General features: G+C 55.2%; 14 protein-coding genes and 1 other annotated feature. Of the genes, 9 read left to right on the top strand and 5 right to left on the bottom strand.

Translation table 11 applies throughout. From position 1 onward, the window contains the following. Window positions 1-3: 3 nt before the first annotated feature. Window positions 4-624 (bottom strand): response regulator transcription factor, encoded by a 621-nt coding sequence (locus ACXKZG_RS19035; protein WP_053145510.1) that lies wholly within the window; start codon window positions 622-624, stop codon window positions 4-6. A 460-nt stretch (window positions 625-1,084) separates the two neighbouring features. Here ACXKZG_RS19035 and bglF point away from each other — a divergent pair, with 460 nt between their 5' ends. Next, complete coding sequence (bglF, locus tag ACXKZG_RS19030) at window positions 1,085-2,932, top strand: PTS beta-glucoside transporter subunit IIABC (protein ID WP_488875274.1); 1,848 nt, start codon at window positions 1,085-1,087, stop codon at window positions 2,930-2,932. Window positions 2,933-2,945: 13 nt separating this feature from the next. Further along, a complete protein-coding gene (locus tag ACXKZG_RS19025) occupies window positions 2,946-4,340 on the top strand; it encodes a glycoside hydrolase family 1 protein (protein ID WP_488875273.1) in 1,395 nt (464 codons plus the stop codon). A 28-nt stretch (window positions 4,341-4,368) separates the two neighbouring features. Here ACXKZG_RS19025 and licT read toward each other — a convergent pair whose 3' ends face one another. Beyond that, entirely contained in the window at window positions 4,369-5,232 is an 864-nt protein-coding gene (gene licT, locus ACXKZG_RS19020; RefSeq protein WP_013200688.1) for a BglG family transcription antiterminator LicT, read from the bottom strand. A gap of 278 nt (window positions 5,233-5,510) precedes the next feature. Between licT and sltY the strand changes: the two genes are divergently transcribed. Beyond that, complete coding sequence (gene sltY, locus ACXKZG_RS19015; protein WP_488875272.1) at window positions 5,511-7,433, top strand: murein transglycosylase; 1,923 nt, start codon at window positions 5,511-5,513, stop codon at window positions 7,431-7,433. A gap of 53 nt (window positions 7,434-7,486) precedes the next feature. After that, window positions 7,487-7,816, top strand: coding sequence for a trp operon repressor (trpR, locus tag ACXKZG_RS19010; RefSeq protein ID WP_041691896.1), 330 nt, complete (start codon window positions 7,487-7,489; stop codon window positions 7,814-7,816). Here trpR and yjjX read toward each other — a convergent pair. Continuing rightward, a complete protein-coding gene (gene yjjX, locus ACXKZG_RS19005; protein ID WP_013200690.1) occupies window positions 7,802-8,353 on the bottom strand; it encodes an inosine/xanthosine triphosphatase in 552 nt (183 codons plus the stop codon). The two genes, trpR and yjjX, sit on opposite strands and share 15 nt — an antisense overlap. Before the next feature lie 50 nt (window positions 8,354-8,403). Here yjjX and gpmB point away from each other — a divergent pair, with 50 nt between their 5' ends. Beyond that, a complete protein-coding gene (gene gpmB / locus ACXKZG_RS19000; protein ID WP_053140358.1) occupies window positions 8,404-9,051 on the top strand; it encodes a 2,3-diphosphoglycerate-dependent phosphoglycerate mutase GpmB in 648 nt (215 codons plus the stop codon). An 82-nt stretch (window positions 9,052-9,133) separates the two neighbouring features. Here gpmB and robA read toward each other — a convergent pair whose 3' ends face one another. Then, on the bottom strand, window positions 9,134-10,024 hold the full coding sequence (robA, locus tag ACXKZG_RS18995; protein ID WP_013200692.1) for an MDR efflux pump AcrAB transcriptional activator RobA: 891 nt from the start codon (window positions 10,022-10,024) through the stop codon (window positions 9,134-9,136). A gap of 192 nt (window positions 10,025-10,216) precedes the next feature. Between robA and creA the strand changes: the two genes are divergently transcribed. Then, window positions 10,217-10,687, top strand: a complete 471-nt coding sequence (creA, locus tag ACXKZG_RS18990; RefSeq protein ID WP_013200693.1) for a protein CreA — start codon at window positions 10,217-10,219, stop codon at window positions 10,685-10,687. A gap of 57 nt (window positions 10,688-10,744) precedes the next feature. On the opposite strand, the gene arcA is transcribed toward creA, so the two are convergent. Next, complete coding sequence (arcA, locus tag ACXKZG_RS18985; RefSeq protein WP_013200694.1) at window positions 10,745-11,461, bottom strand: two-component system response regulator ArcA; 717 nt, start codon at window positions 11,459-11,461, stop codon at window positions 10,745-10,747. 601 nt (window positions 11,462-12,062) lie between these two features. Here arcA and ACXKZG_RS18980 point away from each other — a divergent pair. The 3 genes from ACXKZG_RS18980 to thrA all read left to right on the top strand — a co-directional run bounded on the left by ACXKZG_RS18980 (window position 12,063) and on the right by thrA (window position 15,570). Next, window positions 12,063-12,764 (top strand): tRNA/rRNA methyltransferase, encoded by a 702-nt coding sequence (locus ACXKZG_RS18980; RefSeq protein ID WP_134823448.1) that lies wholly within the window; start codon window positions 12,063-12,065, stop codon window positions 12,762-12,764. A 190-nt stretch (window positions 12,765-12,954) separates the two neighbouring features. After that, window positions 12,955-13,026 (top strand): thr operon leader peptide, encoded by a 72-nt coding sequence (gene thrL / locus ACXKZG_RS18975; protein WP_071822137.1) that lies wholly within the window; start codon window positions 12,955-12,957, stop codon window positions 13,024-13,026. After that, window positions 12,962-13,083 (top strand) — a sequence feature (Thr leader region). It overlaps the preceding gene by 65 nt. A gap of 24 nt (window positions 13,084-13,107) precedes the next feature. Next, complete coding sequence (gene thrA / locus ACXKZG_RS18970) at window positions 13,108-15,570, top strand: bifunctional aspartate kinase/homoserine dehydrogenase I (protein ID WP_134823449.1); 2,463 nt, start codon at window positions 13,108-13,110, stop codon at window positions 15,568-15,570. Window positions 15,571-15,572: the final 2 nt, after the last annotated feature.

Here is a 15,572-nt window from a genome sequence, read left to right as displayed (position 1 = left end):
CTGCTAGCGGCCCCGGGTTTTTTCGATATTGAGCCGTTCGGCCGCCCGCACCAAATCGGAAAGTGAACGCACCTGCATTTTCTCCATCACCCGGCGTTTGTGCACCTTTGCGGTGATTTCGCTGATCCCCATTTCGGCGGCGATTTGCTTATTCTGTAAGCCGCCAATAGCCAGCAACATCACTTCGCCTTCACGCGGCGTCAGCGAATGATGCCGCGCGGTCAGCTCCAGCTTTTGCTGCGAGGAAGCCATACCGTCTTCGGAAATCCTCAGCGCTTCTTCCACGGCCTGCAACAGTCGCTCGGGATCGACCGGCTTGGTCAGGAACTCGAAGGCGCCGGCTTTCATTGCCCGGACGGTCACCGGAATGGTGCCAAAACCGGTCAGAAAGATGGTGGGGATGGAATAGCCTCGTTCAATCAGCGCGCTGGCCACGCCGAATCCGTCGGTGCCCGGCATATTAATATCGACAATCAGGCAGCAGGGCGACGGGTAAAAGGGATGCGCCAGAAAGGCGTCCGGGGACGAAAAGGCCGCCACGTCATAATTTTGTGAGCTGAGTAGGTTGGTCAGCGCGGTGGTCACAGACTCATCATCATCAACAACATAAACTATGTGGTTCATAACGTTTCTCTTCTTAAGGGAACCCTCACTGACCCCTGACCACGGACATAAGCCTGCGATCAACGGAAGTATAGAATCAGTTAAGAAATCGTCAGGGCTTGGGCAGGAGCAAGGCTGGATAATAGCATAATAATTATTATTATCATCGTTTTAGCCCGCTAATAAGAATAACGCCACAAGCCGATGATTAGCCTCGCAATGCCGTCGGCAAGCTGCCCACATTTTCCCGCTATTCCGCGCCGTTTAACCCCTGCAAAGGCCGGCGAAATTTGACTCGCCTCACAGTTCGCTACTGAAACCCATTAAAAATCTTGCCTGTTCGCCGCTGAAATGACATTGATAGCGGCCACAGGATTGTTACTGTTTACAGGCAAAACCTCAGGCACGGCGTCTTCCCCAAGACGCCGTGCCTGAGGTTTTTTTTTGCTCATTTTTCACAGGCGCGTTCAGGAGACAGGGTATGCAATACCAGCAGCTGGCAGATGAAATCATCGACGGTGTCGGTGGCAAGAACAATATTCACAGCGTGATGCATTGTGCGACCCGTCTGCGTTTCAAGCTGAAAGACAGCCGCAAGGCCAATACGGCGGCCCTGAAGCAGAACCCTGGGGTGATCATGGTGGTCGAGAGCGGCGGCCAGTATCAGGTGGTGATTGGCAATAATGTCGGCGAGGTCTATCGCCTGTTAGGCACCGAGAACGGGCCGTCAGACGGTGAGAACGCCAGTAAAGAGAACCTGTTCGCCCGCTTTATCGACCTGGTGTCCGGCATTTTTACCCCGTTTATCGGCGTGATGATCGCTTCGGGGATCATCAAGGGCCTGCTGGCGTTGATGCTGGTGTTGGGCGTGATGCATCAGGAGAGCGGCAGTTACAAAGTGCTGTTTGTTGCCAGCGATGGCCTGTTCTTCTTCCTGCCGATCCTGCTCGGCTTTAGCGCCGGGAAAAAATTTGGCGGCAATCCGTTTATCAGCATGGCCATCGCCGCCGCGCTGGTGCATCCGCAAATCATGGCGGTGGTGGAAAGCCAGAAGCTGGGGCAGTCGCTTAACTTCTTCGGCATCCCGCTTGAGATCCTCAATTACAGCTATTCGGTGATCCCGATTATCTTTGCCGCCTGGGTGGCCAGCCTGATTGAGCGGGTGGTGCATCCACGATCGCCGTCTGCGGTGCGCAACTTTACCACCCCGCTGATTTGCCTGTTGTTGGCGGTGCCGCTGACCTTTCTGATCATTGGCCCCGCCGCCACCTGGCTGAGCCGCTGGCTGGCGGAAGGTTATGTCTGGATTTACAGCCTCAGCCCAACGGTGGCTGGCGCGTTTATGGGGGCTATCTGGCAAATCTGCGTGATTTTCGGCCTACACTGGGGATTGGTGCCGGTGATGCTGAACAATCTTGCCACTTTCGGCCAGGACACGCTGGTACCACTGCTGCTGCCTGCGGTGATGGGGCAGGCGGGCGCCACGCTTGGCGTGATGCTGAAAAGCCGCGACCTGAAGCTGAAAGCGATTGCCGGATCTGCCTTCACCGCCAGCATATTCGGTATCACCGAACCGGCGGTGTATGGCGTGACCTTACCGCATCGCCGTCCGTTTATCTTTGGCTGCATCGGCGGGGCACTGGGCGCCGCCATCCTCGGCTATTTCCATACCACCATCTACTCCTTCGGCTTTGCCAGCATCTTCACCTTCCTGCAAATCGTGCCGCCAACCGGCATCGATGCCAGCGTGTGGGCCGCCTTTGTCGGCTCTGCGGTGGCGCTGATTTTTGCCGCCGTAACCACCTACGGTTTCGGCTTATCTGCCGTACCGGTTGAGGTGCCCGTTGAACCGCCGGTTGAGAAAGCCTCCTCGCGCAGGCAAGCGGTAGTCAGCCCGATCAGCGGTGAAACGCTGCCGCTGGAGCAGGTTCAGGACGCCACCTTTGCCAGCGGGCTGTTGGGCAAAGGGGTGGCGATTGTTCCACAGCAGGGGCGCGTGCTGTCGCCGGTCAACGGCATGGTGTCATCGATGTTCCGCACCGGCCACGCCGTCGGGCTGACCTCCGATGAAGGGGCCGAAGTGCTGATCCACGTTGGGCTGGATACCGTCAAACTCGACGGACAGTTTTTCTTCCCGCGCGTCAGCAACGACCAGCCGGTCAGGGTCGGCGATCTGCTGCTGGAATTTGATTTAGAGGCGATTAAAGCGGCGGGTTACGACCTGACCACGCCGGTACTGGTCAGCAACAGCGATGACTACATCGACGTACTTATCCTCAGCGACGGCGCGATATCTGCAGGTGCGCCGTTACTGACCATATTGAACTAACAGGAGATTCACCATGAACACACGTTTTCCGGATAATTTCTTATGGGGCGGCGCGGTCGCGGCCAATCAGGTTGAAGGGGCGTATCAGCAGGGCGGAAAAGGGCTGTCGACCTCCGATCTGCAACCCAACGGCATTTTTGGCGGGCGAGTGGAACGCGTGCCGGGGGATGCTGGCATCAAGGACGTGGCGATCGACTTCTATCACCGTTTCCCGGAAGACATCAAGCTGTTCGCCGAGATGGGCTTCACCGTGCTGCGCACCTCGATTGCCTGGACGCGCATCTTCCCGCAGGGCGATGAACAGTCGCCGAATGAAGAAGGGCTGGCGTTTTACGATCGCCTGTTCGATGAGATGGCCAAATACCAGATTACGCCACTGGTGACCCTGTCTCATTACGAAATGCCGGTGGGATTGGTCGAGCAATACGGTGGCTGGGGAAGCCGGACCACCATCGATTGTTTCGAGCGTTATGCCCGTGCGGTGTTCAGCCGTTATCAGCACAAGGTGAAACACTGGCTGACCTTCAATGAAATCAATATGTCGCTTCACGCGCCCTACACCGGCGTGGGTCTGGCTGAAGAGAGCAGCGAGGCGGAAATTTATCAGGCGATCCATCATCAGCTGGTGGCCAGCGCCCGCGCGGTAAAGGCGTGCCATCAGATCGTCAAGGACGGGCAGATCGGCAATATGCTGCTGGGCGGATTACTTTACCCGTTGAGCTGTCGCCCGGCAGACGTGATGGAAACCCTGCAGCAGAACCGCGAATGGCTGTTCTTCGGTGATGTGCAGGTGCGCGGCTATTATCCGGCCTATATGCGCCGTTTCTTTGCCGACCGCAATATTACGCTGGAGGTGAGCGAGCAGGATAAGCAGGACCTGCAACACACCATCGATTACATCTCCTTCAGCTACTATATGACCGGCTGCGTCACCACCAATGAAGAAGAGAATCAGAAGGCGCGCGGCAATATTCTCTCAATGGTGCCGAACCCACATCTTGCCAGTTCCGACTGGGGCTGGCAGATCGATCCGGAAGGCCTGCGCATTCTGATGAATATGCTGTACGACCGTTACCAGAAGCCGCTGTTTATTGTGGAAAATGGTCTGGGCGCGAAAGATAAGGTCGAAGCCGACGGCAGCATTCAGGATGATTACCGCATCCAGTATCTGAACGATCATTTAGTGCAGGTGCGCGAAGCAATTGAAGATGGTGTGGAAGTGATGGGCTATACCTGCTGGGGGCCGATTGATCTGGTCAGCGCCTCGAAAGCGGAGTTCTCCAAACGCTATGGCTTTATCTATGTCGATCGTGATGACCAGGGGAAAGGAACGCTGGCCAGGTCCCGTAAGCAGAGCTTTTACTGGTATCAGCAGGTGATCCGCAGCCACGGTGAGTCACTGAAATAACCGCTCGCCGGGCGGTTTCCGCCCGGCGTTACGCCTCGTCCGCGTCCTCCGCTAACGCCAGCGTTTCCTTCCGCACCCGCTCAATATGAATGGTCAGAAACATGCGTTCTTCACAGGAGAGCGTGTAGTGATGCTTTTGTTGAATATGCTGGTCAATTTTTTGCGCGCACTGGTAGGAGAGCGGATATTTATCGCGCACCACATCATGCAGCGACTCATCGTCACTCCACACGCCGCGTTTGCCGAGCATGCGCTGGGCGAAGAACTTCAGATGGTTAACAAAGCGGTTATAGCTCAGGCTGTCGATGCGGTAATCCAGCTGGAGCCGATACTTCACGATATGCAGGATCTCCTGCATAAACTGGGTGATATGCGACACATCGGACATATCGCTGCCCAGCTGGGCGTTGACCAGATGCAGGGCAATAAACCCGGCTTCATCCTCCGGTAGCGTTACCCCCAGCCGTTTTTCAATCAGCTCAAGGGCGTTCAGGCCCAGCGCGAACTCTTTAGGGTACAGCGTTTTGATTTCCCACTTCAGCACATTGCGGATTGGCAGGTTTTGCCGGTGCCGCTCCAGCGCAAAGTGGCAGTGATCGCTGAGGGCAATCGACAGGCTCTCATGTAAGGGCGTGCCCAGCTCGCGGCGGGCTTCGGCGATAATCAGCTCGGTGGTGGTGATCACCTCCAGCGGGATTTCCGAAAGCAGTTCGCTCAGACGGGCAGTGAGCGCATCGCTTTGCAGCGCGAACACTTTTTCAATCAGGCCGGCATCCAGCTCATCGCCGACGCGTTTTTGAAAGGCTAAACCGCGTCCCATCACCACCTGTTCGTGGCCGTTGTCCGCCAGGATAATCGCCACATTATTATTAAGGATTTTTGCGATCTTCATTTATCCGCCCTGAAAATAAAAAAACCTGACCCACCGGGAGAACGGTGTGCCAGGTTTTGCCTGTGCCATGCACAGTAACAATCATGCGCCATGATTAACGGCGGGTGCGGATACCGCAATCACTTGATCCGTGAAATGTGATGCATATCCGCTAAAAAACTGACCAAAGTTTAGTAAATATTTGTGCATATCAGTGCAGTAGTGCGTAAGCCTGGTTAGCATGAAGGAAGTTGTAACGTGAGTTCAGGATAAAGAGAGGCGTTAACGTGGGGAAAGTCATGGCGGACAAGTGGCAGTTGTGGATAGCAGGCGCCTGTTTAACGGTAGTTACAGGAATGGCACACGCCGATTCGCTGGATGCGCAGCGCGGTCGTTATTTGCAGATTAAGCAGGCGTGGGACAGCAATCAAATGGATACGGTGGCGCAGCTGATGCCCACGTTACGTGACTATCCTCTTTATCCTTATCTTGAATACCGTGAGCTGGCTCAGCACCTGGATCAGGAAACCGGGCTGGCGGTGAATGCCTTTATTAAGCAGTATCCGACCTTACCGCCGGTACGCTCCTTACCTTCCCGCTTTGTTAATGAACTGGCCCGTCGTGAAGACTGGCGCGGTTTGCTGGTGTTCAGCCCGGAAGAGCCGAAGCCGGTGTCCGCGCGCTGTAACTGGTATTACGCCAAATGGTCGACCGGGCAGCAGCAGGTCGCCTGGGATGGCGCGAAAGCCATCTGGCTGCGCGGCACGTCTCTGCCAGCAACCTGCGATAAGCTGTTCAGCGTCTGGCAGGCCGCAGGTCAGCAAACGCCTATCACCACCCTTGAGCGCATGCGTCTGGCGATGAAGGAAGGCAATACCAATCTGGTCAATTTCCTCGCGAAACAGCTGCCGGAAGATTATCAGACCATGGCCAACGCGGTAATGGATCTGCAGAACAACCCTCAAACGGTGGTGACCTTTGCCCGCGCCGTGGGCCCGACCGATTTCACCCGTCAGGCGACCTCACTGGCGTTTGCGCGCGTGGCGCGTGAAGACGCGGAAAATGCCCGGGCGATGATCCCGTCGCTGGTGGCCGCGCAAAAAATGAGCGATCAGGAAGCGCAGGATCTGAAAGAGGCGGTCGCCTGGCGTCTGATGGGCAACGATATCACCTCTGAACAGGCCCGCTGGCGTGATGATGTGGTGATGCGCAGCGACTCCACGTCACTGATTGAGCGCCGGGTCAGGATGTCGCTCGGCAATAACGATCGTCGCGGTCTGAATACCTGGATAGCCCGCCTGCCGGTTGAAGCCAAACAGAAAGATGAGTGGCAATACTGGCAGGCCGACCTGCTGTTAGAGCAGGGCAGGAAAGAGGAAGCCGAGAAAATCCTGCATGGACTGATGCAGGAACGTGGTTTCTATCCGATGGTGGCCGCGCAGAAGCTCGGCGAAGAGTACAAAATGCAGATCGACAAGGCGCCGCCTCAGGACAGCAGCCTGACCCAGGGCAGCGAGATTGCCCGCGTGCGTGAGCTGATGTACTGGGGAATGGATAACCTTGCCCGCACCGAATGGAGCTACCTTGTTTCCAGTAAAAACAGCGGCCAGCAGCAGCAACTGGCCCAGTATGCCTACCAGCAAAACTGGTGGGTGCTGAGCGTGCAGGCAACCATTACCGGTAAATTGTGGAACAGCCTGCAGGAACGCTTCCCGCTAGCCTATCAGGATCAGTTCCAGCGCTATGCCAACGGCAAGGCGATTCCGATTAGCTATGCGATGGCCATCGCCCGTCAGGAGAGCGCCTGGAACCCGAAAGCGCGCTCGCCGGTGGGGGCGTCTGGTCTGATGCAGGTGATGCCGGCTACCGCGCAGCATACGGTGAAGGTCTACAGCCTGCCGGGCTACAGCAACAGCAGCCAGTTGCTGGATCCGGAAACCAATATTCAGATCGGCACGCAGTATCTGGAATCGGTCTATCAGCAGTTTGGTCAGAACCGCATCTTCTCGTCTGCTGCCTACAACGCCGGCCCATCGCGGGTGAAAACCTGGCTGGGTAACAGCGCGGGCAAGCTGGATCCGGTAGCCTTTATCGAAACCATCCCGTTCTCGGAAACGCGCGGCTATGTGAAAAACGTGCTGGCGTATGATGCTTATTATCGCCATTTCATGGATAAGTCAGACAAAATTCTGGCGGATAACGAGTGGCAACGGCGCTACTGATCGCGCCAGGCCTGTGCTATGCTTCTGTACTAGTTTAATAGTATGGGCCACACATGAGCGAATCTTCCGTTCCCGTTACCATGGAACCGCATAACGAAGAGTGGCAGCGTTTTGTGACGCTGCTGCAACGTGCCTTTGGCAATGGATTACATCTGCCGCTGCTGCAACTGATGATGACGCCCGATGAGCGCGAAGCATTGGGAACGCGACTGCGGATTATTGAAGAATTGATGCGGGGCGAATTGAGCCAGCGTGAATTGAAAAACGATTTAGGGGTGGGGATTGCGACCATTACCCGTGGGTCGAACAGCCTGAAAAGTGCGCCGCCAGCGCTGAAAGCCTGGCTGGAGGCGCAACTGCTGACCGGCTCAGATAAGATCTGATCCGTCGGATTCGCCCGGCTTCATCTGATAGATATCATTATGGAACGGGCAGAGCGCCAGAATCAGCGCCTGATGGTACACGCTGGTGCGTGACAGCAGGCCAGCGGTAAAGGCGCCGATGGCACCGCCTTTTTGCTTAATGTTATCAATGCCGGTGAGGCGGGACATCTCTTCACCCAGTTCACGGCCTTCGTGGATCCCTTTCATCACGATGGCCGGCAGCGTAAAGCTGGCCGAGCGCGATTCGCCGCGCAGTTTGTGGTTTTCAACCACCATCCAGGCGAAGGCACTCTCTTCTTCGATCCCGGCTTCAATCGCTACCCAGAAATCCGCTTCCGGACGAACCTGGCGGGCATTCATCACCCGTTGGCGTGCGCCAGTTCTCGTTTCGTGATTTGTTATTGGCTGTGCGGCCACGCCGCTGTCGACCTCGACACCCTCAATATGGCAGGATCCTTCACCGAATACATCGCTGAATGCCTGAGAAATTGCCTTAATTTTGGCTGGATTGATGGTGGCAGCGACAACATGGTACATAATTGTTTGAACCCTTTAGGCAAATTTGTCGCAGTATAACGGAAAATCGCATGTTACAGGTCTATCTTGTTCGCCACGGAGAAACGCTTTGGAATGCCGCCCGACGCATTCAGGGACAGTCAGACAGCGCGCTGACGGAGAAAGGAGAGCAGCAGGCTCATCAGGTTGGGGAGCGCGTGAAACATCTTGGCATCACCCATGTGATCTCCAGCGATTTGGGGCGAACCAAACGCACGGCGGAGATCATTGCGGATGCCTGTGGCTGCAACGTCACCCTCGACCCACGCTTGCGTGAGCTGAACATGGGCGTGCTGGAAGAGCAGCCGCTGGATGAACTGAGCGCCGAGCAGGAGAGCTGGCGGAAAACGCTGGTGGACGGCACCGAAAACGGCCGCATTCCTGGCGGAGAGTCGATGACGGAGATGGCAGAGCGGATGCATAACGCGCTGAACGCCTGTCTGGATCTGCCTGCAGGAAGCCGTCCGCTGATCGTCAGCCACGGTATGGCGCTGGGTGTGTTGGTCAGTACCTTATTGGGCCTGCCGGCGCATGCCGAACGTCGCCTGCGCTTACGCAACTGCTCGATTTCACGCGTCGATCATCAGCAAAGTGCCTGGCTGGCAGCGGGTTGGGTCGTGGAAACGGCCGGGGATGTTGCCCATCTCGATCAGCCTGCGCTGGATGAGCTGCAGCGCTAATCATCGGAAGATGAAGCAGGGGCGAGGTGTTTCGCCCCTTCACGCTAAAAGCCGGGGAATACCGTGCTCAATTACCCTGTGGTTACGCGGTTGCTGAGTCTGCCGGTGCACGGATGGGGATCAGATATTCACAACGGATCTCCGTCGGCGGCTCGGCGCGTTTCTTGCCACCGTGGGTGTAGAAGCGCTCGATATCCTGGCCATGGCGGCGGGTCAGCTTCAGCATCGGCATACAGGTGCCGTACACCAGCAGGATAAAGTCCTGGAATTCGCTGTGCGGGCCTTCGTACGTAAACTGCACGTATTCCCCCCCTTCTAACATCACGGTCTGCGTGGACTGCAACGGCTGCGACAGCTTGTCCGACGGCACGGCGGTGGTGTACAGGATCTCCTGCTCATCATCCTTTTCCATGCTTGGACGCGACTGATGCAGGCCATACAGCACCGGCGGCACCATATCCGTTTCGGCCAGGAACTGACGCCAGAAGTGCAACCGCATCTCACTCCGCGCACTGGAGATCTGCTCCAGCGTACAGGTGTAGCTTTGCGTTTGCCCAACCAACACCGTTTCCGGCAGAGTGATCCAGGCAGGCTCGGGAACGTGGAAATCACCCAGGCGGATCGGCGGACGTAAGCCAAACGAGTTCCAGTCAGACGAGCGGCGATAGTACGCAGGCGTCTGGTTGAACTGCTTTTTAAATGCCCGGGTAAACGTCTGTTGCGAATCAAAACGATACTGCAGGGCAATGTCCAGAATCGGACGGCTGGTCAGGCGAAGCGCTACTGCGGCCTTAGACAGACGGCGTGCGCGGATGTATGCGCCAATCGCGTGTCCGGTGACTTCCTTAAACATTCTTTGCAAGTGCCATTTTGAATAACCGGCCTTGGTCGCCACGTTGTCCAAAGACAGCGGCTGATCAAGGTGGCTTTCAAGCCAGACAAGCAAATCGCGAATGATACCGGCTTGATCCATAAATCATCCTTACCTGGTTAAAATTAGTGCAGGGAAAAGTTCCACTACGGGCTTCTGTTACGCATTCAGTCTGCAAGAAGACAAATACCCTGTGCTGATGCGCCTCAAACAACGGGGAGGTGTTACCATGCGGCAAGTGCCTGAAGAAGTTTACCTTACAATGTCATCTATTTTCTAAGCAATGGTAACGTTATGACAATGAGAAAATTGTTAATAGTCACGTCGGTAATTTTTGCATCGGTAACCGCTCATGCTGAGCAGGTTGGATCAGTGGACACGGTGTTTAAGGTGTTTGGCCCAGACCATAAGATAGTGGTTGAAGCCTTCGACGATCCGGATGTAAAAAATGTAACTTGTTATATCAGTCGCGCCAAAACCGGCGGCATCAAGGGTGGACTTGGGCTGGCTGAGGATACCTCAGACGCGGCCATCTCCTGTCAGCAGGTTGGTCCGGTTGAACTTAGCGATAAAATTGCCAAGGGCAAAGCGGAAGGCGAGGTCGTGTTCCAGAAGCGGACTTCACTGGTGTTTAAAAAGCTTCAGGTGGTACGGTTTTACGATCAGAAGCGTAATGCGCTGATCTATCTGAGCTATTCCGATAAAGTTGTGGATGGTTCGCCTAAAAACGCCCTGAGCGCAGTGCCTATTATGCCGTGGAAATAGTCTGCTGCATAGAAAAGGGCCGGATTACCGGCCCTTAATTTTTTGCACACGCAGGAGTTAGTCCTGCAGATCGCCACAGAAACGGTAACCTTCACCGTGGATGGTCGCGATGATTTCTGGGGTATCCGGCGTGGATTCGAAGTGTTTACGAATACGGCGGATGGTCACATCAACGGTACGATCGTGTGGCTTCAGCTCACGGCCGGTCATCTTTTTCAGCAAATCGGCACGGGTCTGGATTTTGCCTGGGTTCTCGCAGAAATGCAGCATCGCGCGGAACTCACTGCGCGGCAGCTTGTACTGCTCGCCCTGTGGGCTGATCAGGGAACGGCTGTTGATGTCCAGCTCCCAACCGTTAAACTTGTAGCTCTCAACCAGCTTGCGCTCTTCACTGTGCGGCGCCAGATTCATGGTGCGGGAAAGCAGGTTGCGTGCACGGATGGTCAGCTCACGCGGGTTAAACGGTTTAGTGATGTAATCATCTGCGCCAATTTCCAGGCCGAGAATTTTGTCGACTTCGTTGTCGCGACCGGTCAGGAACATCAGGGCTACGTTAGCCTGTTCGCGAAGTTCGCGGGCCAACAGCAGACCGTTTTTCCCTGGCAGGTTAATATCCATGATCACCAGGTTGATGTCGTTCTCGGTCAATATATGGTGCATTTCAGCACCATCCGTAGCTTCATAAACCATGTAGCCTTCGGCCTCAAAAATACTTTTGAGAGTATTACGAGTCACTAATTCGTCTTCAACGATAAGTATGTGCGGGGTCTGCATGTGTTCGCTACCTAAAATTGCCAACAAAGTTAAAACAGGGCATACAGTTAACAGGACCAGACAAAGCAGATGAGTCATCCGGCGCAAAACGTCAACTGTACAGAATATGTTCTTGAGCCATTAAAGACCAGGCCGTGCTTCCCGGGAAGACAAGGTGCATCCTGTCCTGGTACGCTTAAAAATGGGTGTACATCTTATCCGCATTAACAGCAATATAACAGTACAAGACCTGACCGAAATGTAATAAACAACGCTAAGTTGACTTATATCAAACCAATTGTAGCACGTTAACAAGTTTGTGAAAAACTCTTCCAAGAATGCCAGCTTAGCTCACATTTATGTGCTTTTCGCCGACAAGTTAGCGCCCGGCGGCGAAAGGAGTTTGGATAGGATTTAACATTTGGTAATTGATTGAACCCTATGGTTTTATGTGCTGATAATTGTTTTTATTAGGGTATTTAGCCTGAAGTCGTCATATAATTTGTTTATGACTGAATAGAGTATGCACCGGTAATGTTGTTTATTTGTTACTGGTGAGCGAATTTTTTTACAAGCTGGCTGTAATTTGTTTACCGCCCGGCCAACCATTATTAAGGCAGTTATGCGTTTTCCCCTGATCCTTGTCTCACCACGCAGACCAGAAAATGTCGGCGCCGCCGCCCGCGCCATGAAAACCATGGGATTTGATGAGCTGCGGATCGTCAACAGTCAGGCGCACCTTGAACCGGCCGCCCGCTGGGTTGCGCATGGTGCCGGGGAAATCCTCGACAACGCCACCCACTGGGAATCGCTGGACGCGGCACTGGCGGACATCGACTTCAGCATCGCCACCACCGCGCGCAGTCGGGCAAAATTCCGCTATTACGCTACGCCTCAGCAGGTGCAGAGCCTGTTAGAAGAGAAGCAGCAGTGGGTGCAAAGTGCCGCGCTGGTGTTTGGCCGTGAAGATACCGGGCTGACCAATGAGGAGCTGGCGTTGGTGGATGTGCTGACCGGGATCCCGATGGCTGCCGACTATCCTTCCCTGAATCTGGGACAGGCAGTCATGGTCTATTGCTACCAGCTTTCCGCGCTACGGCAGGTGAGTGCCATAAAAGAAGCGCCCGCGGATGCCCAGCAGCTGGATGCATTGCGGCAGCGTCTCGATCGGCTGTTGCTGAGCCTGGAAGTCAGCGAGGACAGCAAACTGGTGGACTGGCTGGCCCAGCGACTTGGCCTGTTGGAACAGCGCGACAACGCCATGCTGCATCGTCTGCTGCATGATGTAGAAAAAAAACTTATAGATAAAAAAACTGGCGAATAAAGCAATGGCAGTGGGTATTACTGGCATTGTTTCGACAGCTAACAGAATGGATCTGTTTTTTCGGGGAATGCCCCAAGGCTTCTCCGCTGCGCCGTCGGCCAGACGGTGATAAAAAAATTGACTTGGCCAGGGGATTGCTTTACTTCTGGAGGCCGACAGAATTTATAAACAGACAGACGATAAATCTAAAATGCGCAATTTCAGCCTGATGACAACAATCATTATTACCACCACCATTACCACAGGTAACGGTGCGGGCTGACGCATACAGGAATCATCAAAAATAAGCCCGCACCTAAACAGTGCGGGCTTTTTTTTCGGCAAAAATTCAGGAGATTTTGATATGCGAGTGCTGAAATTCGGTGGAACCTCAGTAGCCAACGCGGAACGCTTCTTACGCGTGGCAGACATTCTGGAAAGTAATGCGAAGCAGGGACAGGTTGCTACCGTATTGTCCGCGCCAGCTAAGATCACTAATCACCTGGTGGCGATGATTGAAAAAACCATCAGCGGCCAGGATGCCTTGCCGAACATCAGCGATGCGGAAAGCATTTTTGCTTCCCTGCTGCAGGGCCTGGCGGAAGTGCAGCCGGGTTTCCAGTACGACAAGTTGAAAACCGTTGTCGACCAGGAGTTTGCGCAGCTTAAGCAGATCCTGCACGGCATTGGCCTGCTGGGACAGTGCCCGGACAGCGTCAACGCGGCGATTATCTGCCGTGGCGAAAAGCTGTCGATCGCTATTATGGAAGCGCTGCTGCTGGCGCGCGGACATGGCGTTAGCGTCATCGACCCGGTTGAGAAGCTGCTGGCCGTTGGGCATTACCTCGAATCCACCGTTGATATCCCTGAATCCACTCGCCGCATTGCCGCCAGCCAAATCCCGCCAGAAAACATGATCCTGATGGCCGGCTTCACCGCCGGTAATGATAAAGGTGAACTGGTGGTACTGGGCCGCAATGGCTCCGATTATTCGGCCGCGGTGCTGGCCGCCTGTTTACGCGCTGATTGTTGTGAAATCTGGACCGATGTGGACGGTGTTTACACCTGCGATCCTCGCCAGGTGCCGGATGCGCGCCTGCTGAAATCGATGTCCTACCAGGAAGCGATGGAGCTTTCCTATTTTGGCGCGAAAGTGCTGCACCCGCGCACCATCACTCCTATCGCACAGTTCCAGATCCCGTGCCTGATCAAGAATACCGCCAATCCTCAGGCGCCCGGCACGCTGATTGGTGGCGACAGCTCGGATGATGATAATCCGGTTAAGGGCATCACCAATCTGAATAACATGGCGATGTTTAACGTCTCCGGCCCGGGCATGAAAGGGATGGTCGGCATGGCGGCGCGAGTCTTTGCCGCCATGTCCCGCAGCGGGATCTCGGTGGTGTTGATCACCCAGTCCTCGTCTGAATACAGCATCAGTTTCTGCGTGCCGCAGAGCGATCAGGCGCGTGCCCGACGCGTATTAGAAGAAGAGTTCTATCTTGAGCTGAAAGATGGCCTGCTAGAGCCACTGGACGTGATGGAGCATCTGGCGGTGATTTCAGTGGTCGGCGACGGTATGCGCACGCTGCGCGGCATCTCTGCCAAATTCTTCTCGGCGCTGGCGCGGGCCAATATCAATATCGTGGCTATCGCCCAGGGCTCTTCCGAGCGTTCTATCTCGGTGGTGGTGGATAACGATCAGGCCACCACCGGCGTGCGCGTGGTGCATCAGATGCTGTTCGCCACTGACCAGGTGATTGAAGTGTTTGTGATTGGCGTCGGTGGCGTCGGCGCGGCATTGATCGATCAGCTGCATCGCCAGCAGGCGTGGCTGAAAAATAAACATATCGATTTGCGGGTCTGTGGCATCGCCAATTCCAAAGCGCTGCTGACCAACGTGCACGGCATTCCGCTGGAGAACTGGAAAGCGTCGCTGGCTGACGCCAAAGAGCCGTTTAATCTTGGCCGCCTGATGCGTCTGGTAAAAGAGTATCACCTGCTGAACCCGGTGATTGTGGACTGTACCTCAAGCCAGGCGGTTGCCGATCAGTATGCCGACTTCCTCGGTGAAGGCTTCCACGTGGTGACGCCGAATAAAAAGGCCAACACCTCCTCTTACAATTACTACCTGCAGATGCGTGCGGCGGCGGCGAAATCTCGCCGTAAATTCCTTTACGATACCAATGTTGGTGCGGGCCTGCCGGTGATCGAGAACCTGCAAAACCTGCTGAATGCCGGTGATGAGCTGCTGCGTTTCTCCGGCATCCTTTCTGGCTCTTTATCGTTCATCTTCGGTAAACTGGATGAAGGCGTGTCGCTGTCGGAAGCCACCAAAACCGCACGTGAAATGGGCTTCACCGAGCCTGACCCGCGTGACGATCTCTCCGGGATGGACGTGGCGCGTAAGCTGTTGATCCTTGCCCGTGAAGCCGGCTACCAGCTGGAGCTCAGCGACATCGAGATTGAAGCAGTGCTGCCAGAAGAATTCACGGCGATTGCCGACGTGGAAACCTTTATGGCGCGTCTGCCAGAGCTGGATGATGCCTTTGCTTCCCGCGTGGCGCGGGCCAGTGCAGAGGGCAAAGTGCTGCGATTTGTCGGCGCCATTGAAGAAGGTGGCCGTTGTCAGGTAAAAATTGATGCCGTGGACGGTAACGATCCGCTGTATAAAGTGAAAAACGGCGAGAATGCCCTGGCCTTCTACAGCCGCTACTATCAGCCCATTCCGCTGGTTCTGCGCGGCTACGGTGCCGGTAATGATGTGACCGCAGCAGGCGTGTTCGCCGACCTGTTACGCACCTTGTCATGGAAGTTGGGAGTTTAAGA

The sequence above is a fragment of the Erwinia sp. 2186 genome (assembly GCF_057812255.1).
Note: the sequence above shows the minus strand (reverse complement) of the source record. Positions and strands in the feature narration are given on the sequence as shown.

Excerpts from the sequence above, each read along its gene's own strand:
- ACXKZG_RS19035 (WP_053145510.1), bottom strand. The coding sequence starts at position 624 with ATGAACCACATAGTTTATGTTGTTGATGATGATGAGTCTGTGACCACC.
- bglF (WP_488875274.1), top strand. The coding sequence starts at position 1,085 with ATGCAATACCAGCAGCTGGCAGATGAAATCATCGACGGTGTCGGTGGC.
- ACXKZG_RS19025 (WP_488875273.1), top strand. The coding sequence starts at position 2,946 with ATGAACACACGTTTTCCGGATAATTTCTTATGGGGCGGCGCGGTCGCG.
- licT (WP_013200688.1), bottom strand. The coding sequence starts at position 5,232 with ATGAAGATCGCAAAAATCCTTAATAATAATGTGGCGATTATCCTGGCG.
- sltY (WP_488875272.1), top strand. The coding sequence starts at position 5,511 with ATGGCGGACAAGTGGCAGTTGTGGATAGCAGGCGCCTGTTTAACGGTA.
- trpR (WP_041691896.1), top strand. The coding sequence starts at position 7,487 with ATGAGCGAATCTTCCGTTCCCGTTACCATGGAACCGCATAACGAAGAG.
- yjjX (WP_013200690.1), bottom strand. The coding sequence starts at position 8,353 with ATGTACCATGTTGTCGCTGCCACCATCAATCCAGCCAAAATTAAGGCA.
- gpmB (WP_053140358.1), top strand. The coding sequence starts at position 8,404 with ATGTTACAGGTCTATCTTGTTCGCCACGGAGAAACGCTTTGGAATGCC.
- robA (WP_013200692.1), bottom strand. The coding sequence starts at position 10,024 with ATGGATCAAGCCGGTATCATTCGCGATTTGCTTGTCTGGCTTGAAAGC.
- creA (WP_013200693.1), top strand. The coding sequence starts at position 10,217 with ATGACAATGAGAAAATTGTTAATAGTCACGTCGGTAATTTTTGCATCG.
- arcA (WP_013200694.1), bottom strand. The coding sequence starts at position 11,461 with ATGCAGACCCCGCACATACTTATCGTTGAAGACGAATTAGTGACTCGT.
- ACXKZG_RS18980 (WP_134823448.1), top strand. The coding sequence starts at position 12,063 with ATGCGTTTTCCCCTGATCCTTGTCTCACCACGCAGACCAGAAAATGTC.
- thrA (WP_134823449.1), top strand. The coding sequence starts at position 13,108 with ATGCGAGTGCTGAAATTCGGTGGAACCTCAGTAGCCAACGCGGAACGC.